Here is a 3,155-nt window from a genome sequence, read left to right as displayed (position 1 = left end):
TGGGCCGTCGGCACCCCCGGTGTCACCACCTTCCTGCGCCGCCTCGCCCGCCGCGGCGGCCCGGTCCCGGGACTGCTGCCGCTGCGCTGAACGGCCGTGGGGCGGGCGGTGCCGGGGGCCTCCGTTCCAGCGGCGCTCAGTCCAGCGGGCTCTCGGCTCCGGTGAGGCGCAGGCTCACCTGCCACAGGCGCAGTCGGGCCTCGCGGTCGTACGCCTGGGGGTGGGCGCGGGCCTCGCGGGTGCGGTCGTAGAAGCGTCCGGTGGTGCCGGCGAGTGCCGGGTCGGTGACGAGCCGGTGGGTGGCGGCCACCCCCTCCTCCAGCGTGTCGACGCTGTGCCCGATCTCGGCGAGGACGATCTTGGTCGGCATGTAGCTCGCGGGGTGCAGGCTGTTGACCGTGACCTCGTCGGCGGGCAGGCGTGCGGCGAGTTCGAAGCCGCACATGATCTGGGCGAGCTTGCTCCGGCCGTACGCGCGGACGCCGTCGTAGTCGTGCTCCAGCATCAGGTTCCCGAAGTCGAGCGGGTGCTGGCCGACGGAGGCGACGTCGACGATGCGCGCCGGCGCCGACGCGCGCAGCAGCGGCAGGAGTTCGAGGGTGAGCAGGAAGCCGGCGAGGTGGTTGACGGCGAAGCGCAGCTCGTGGCCGTCGGCGCTGGTGCGGCGGGTGCGGCCGTCCGGTCGCCCGCTGCCGATGCCGGCGTTGTTCACCAGGACGTCGAGCCGGTCCACCGACGCGCGGAGCTCCGCGGCCATCCGGCGGACCTGGCCGAGGTCGGCGAGGTCCGCCATCACGGTCCGCGGCCCGGCCGCGCCGAGGGCCGCGATCCGGTCCGCGACGCGGTCGAGCTTGGCCCGGTCGCGGCCGTGCAGGATCAGGTCGGCGCCGTCGGCCGCCAGGCGTTCGGCCAGGGCCAGGCCGAGGCCGTCGGTGGCCCCGGTGACGAGGACGGTGCGGGGCAGGGTCATGGCCGGTCTCCCGGGTCGGTCGTCGGGTCGGCCGGGGTGTGCGCAGCCTGCGTGAGGACGGCCGTGAGCTCCTCGACGAGCTCGTCTCCCAGCGGCTGGCGCGTGGCCAGGAGGCGGTACCACAGGGTGCCGAACACGAGGTCCAGGACGGTGGACGCGTCGGGACGGAGCGGCAGGTCGCCCCGGGCCCGGGCCCGGTCGAGGACCACCTGGAGCGCGTCGCGCCGACGCCGCAGGAAGGCGCCGCGGAAGAGCTCGCCGAACTCCTCGTTGATCTGGGCCTCCGCCATCAGGACGCGCAGGATGTCGACGACGGGCTGCCGGCGGCCGAGCCGGAACGTGTCCCGCAGGAAGGCCCGGACGTCCTCGGCGTAGGAGCCGTGGTCGGCGTTCGTGACGTAGAGATCGGCCTTCACCGCGAGCGCTTCGAGGAGTACGTGGGCCTTGGAGGGCCACCAGCGGTAGATCGTCTGTTTGCCGCACCCGGCGCGGTTGGCGATGCCTTCGATCGTCAGGTCGGCGTAGCCGACCTCGCCGACCAGTTCGAAGGCCGCGACCAGGATCGCCAGCCGGCTCTCCTCGCTGCGCTTGCGTCCCGGGCGTGATGCCGAAGGGGGTTGCTCGTCCATGTCCATGGAGGCTAGCTTAATTCGAGACGCAGCGGTTCGAAATAAGGAGACGCCATGTCCCAGCGCACTGCCCTCGTGGTCGGGGGAACGTCCGGCATCGGACTCGCAACGGCCCGCCTGCTCCAGGCGCGTGGCGCCACGGTGCACGTCACCGGCCGCGGCAAGGAGCGCCTCGACGCCCTCGCCGCCACGGACACCGACCTGGTCGGGCACCGGGCCGACGCCGGGAACCCCGACGAGATGGGCGCACTCGCCGAGGCGATCGGCGGCATCGACTGGCTGGTCCTGGCGGCCGGCGGGAGCGAAGGGCCGGGGCCGGTGGCCGAGCTCGACCTGACGGTGCTGCGGCGCGCGTTCGAGGCCAAGTTCTGGCCCTACGTCAGCACCATCCAGGCGGTCCTGCCGCACCTTGCACCGGACGGGTCCATCACCCTGCTCAGCGCCGTCACCGCGCGGACCGGCATGCCGGGCACCGCCGGCCTCGCGGCCCTCAACGGCGCCGTCGAGGCCCTGGTCAGGCCGCTGGCCGTGGAACTCGCCCCGATCCGGGTGAACGCCGTCTCGCCCGGGCTGGTCGACACGCCCTGGTGGAACGGCCTGCCGGAGGACGCCAGGCGCGGGTACTTCGCCCAGGCCGCCGCCGCGCTGCCGGTCCGCCACGTCGCCTCGGCCGAGGAGGTCGCCGAGGTGGTGGCCCTGGCCGCCACCAACGCCAACCTCACCGGCACCGTCCTCGAGGCCGACGGGGGTGCGCGTCTGGTCCCGCTCGGCTGACCCTCGCCGCGCCGTCGGGGGTCGGTCGCGGCCCGGCGCGGAACGGTGAACGGGCGGGGTTCCACTTGGGGGGAAACGGTATTGAGCCGACATGGGCGGGTCCCGGCCAAGGTGGTGCAGGCCCGTACCGGCGGCCACCGGCGCTGCCTAGAGTTCTCCCCGGGCGGCGCGAAGGAGCCCGGGTCCGAGCGACCCGAGGACGGCGCACCCACGGGGGGCCCGGCACATCCCGCACCACTCGTTTCGCAGGCACACACCGCTCCGTTCCGGGCGGCACGCCTGCCGACTCAAGGGAGAACGCCATGTCCGACACGTCCCGTACCGAGGGCCTCGACCTTCAGGACCTCGACCTCAGCGAGCTGACCGTCACCTCGCTGCGCGACACCGTCGCACTGCCGGAGAACGGCGCGTCCTGGGGTTCGTGTTCCTGCCAGGCCTCGTCCTCCTGTGCCCAGCCGCAGGACATGAGCGCGCCGATCGTCTGACGATCCGCCGCCCGGGCCAGGCCGTAGGCCGAACCCGTCGGCCCGGCCCTCCGAGGCCGGCGCCACCGCACCAGGACGGACCCGGCGCGTCCACCCGGACGCGTCGGGTTCGTCCCGTGTGCAGGGCCTCGGCGTGCCGACCCCGGCCGGGTTCGTGACGCCGTGACCCGATCCGACGATTTCCACGAGACGCGCCCCAGGCTCCGCCGGAGGGAACCGCCCATGCCCGACCGCGCCGCCCTGCCCCGGGACGAGCGGGCGCCCGCGCTCGCGCCCGCAGCGGCCCCGGCCGCGTAC

At 74.4% G+C, this 3,155-nt stretch carries 4 protein-coding genes; 2 read left to right on the top strand and 2 right to left on the bottom strand.

All coding sequences use genetic code 11. The annotated features are described in order from the left end of the window. Positions 1 to 136: 136 nt before the first annotated feature. Both ABZW03_RS39110 and ABZW03_RS39105 read right to left on the bottom strand, forming a co-directional pair. The gene (locus ABZW03_RS39110; protein ID WP_355269378.1) at positions 137 to 970 is read right to left on the bottom strand and encodes an SDR family NAD(P)-dependent oxidoreductase; all 834 of its coding nucleotides are present in this window, start codon (positions 968 to 970) and stop codon (positions 137 to 139) included. Continuing rightward, positions 967 to 1,599, bottom strand: a complete 633-nt coding sequence (locus ABZW03_RS39105) for a TetR/AcrR family transcriptional regulator (protein WP_355269376.1) — start codon at positions 1,597 to 1,599, stop codon at positions 967 to 969. Before ABZW03_RS39105 ends, ABZW03_RS39110 begins: the two co-directional genes overlap by 4 nt. Before the next feature lie 54 nt (positions 1,600 to 1,653). Between ABZW03_RS39105 and ABZW03_RS39100 the strand changes: the two genes are divergently transcribed. Continuing rightward, a complete protein-coding gene (locus ABZW03_RS39100) occupies positions 1,654 to 2,373 on the top strand; it encodes an SDR family oxidoreductase (protein WP_355269374.1) in 720 nt (239 codons plus the stop codon). 302 nt (positions 2,374 to 2,675) lie between these two features. Beyond that, on the top strand, positions 2,676 to 2,858 hold the full coding sequence (locus ABZW03_RS39095) for a thiazolylpeptide-type bacteriocin (protein ID WP_355269372.1): 183 nt from the start codon (positions 2,676 to 2,678) through the stop codon (positions 2,856 to 2,858). Positions 2,859 to 3,155: the final 297 nt, after the last annotated feature.

The organism is Kitasatospora sp. NPDC004799 (genome assembly GCF_040609095.1).
Classification (GTDB): domain Bacteria; phylum Actinomycetota; class Actinomycetes; order Streptomycetales; family Streptomycetaceae; genus Kitasatospora.
This window is presented reverse-complemented; position numbering and strand designations above follow the sequence as displayed.

Coding starts and splice junctions, on each gene's coding strand:
- ABZW03_RS39105 (WP_355269376.1), bottom strand. CDS start 1,599: ATGGACGAGCAACCCCCTTCGGCATCACGCCCGGGACGCAAGCGCAGC.
- ABZW03_RS39100 (WP_355269374.1), top strand. CDS start 1,654: ATGTCCCAGCGCACTGCCCTCGTGGTCGGGGGAACGTCCGGCATCGGA.
- ABZW03_RS39095 (WP_355269372.1), top strand. CDS start 2,676: ATGTCCGACACGTCCCGTACCGAGGGCCTCGACCTTCAGGACCTCGAC.
- ABZW03_RS39110 (WP_355269378.1), bottom strand. CDS start 970: ATGACCCTGCCCCGCACCGTCCTCGTCACCGGGGCCACCGACGGCCTC.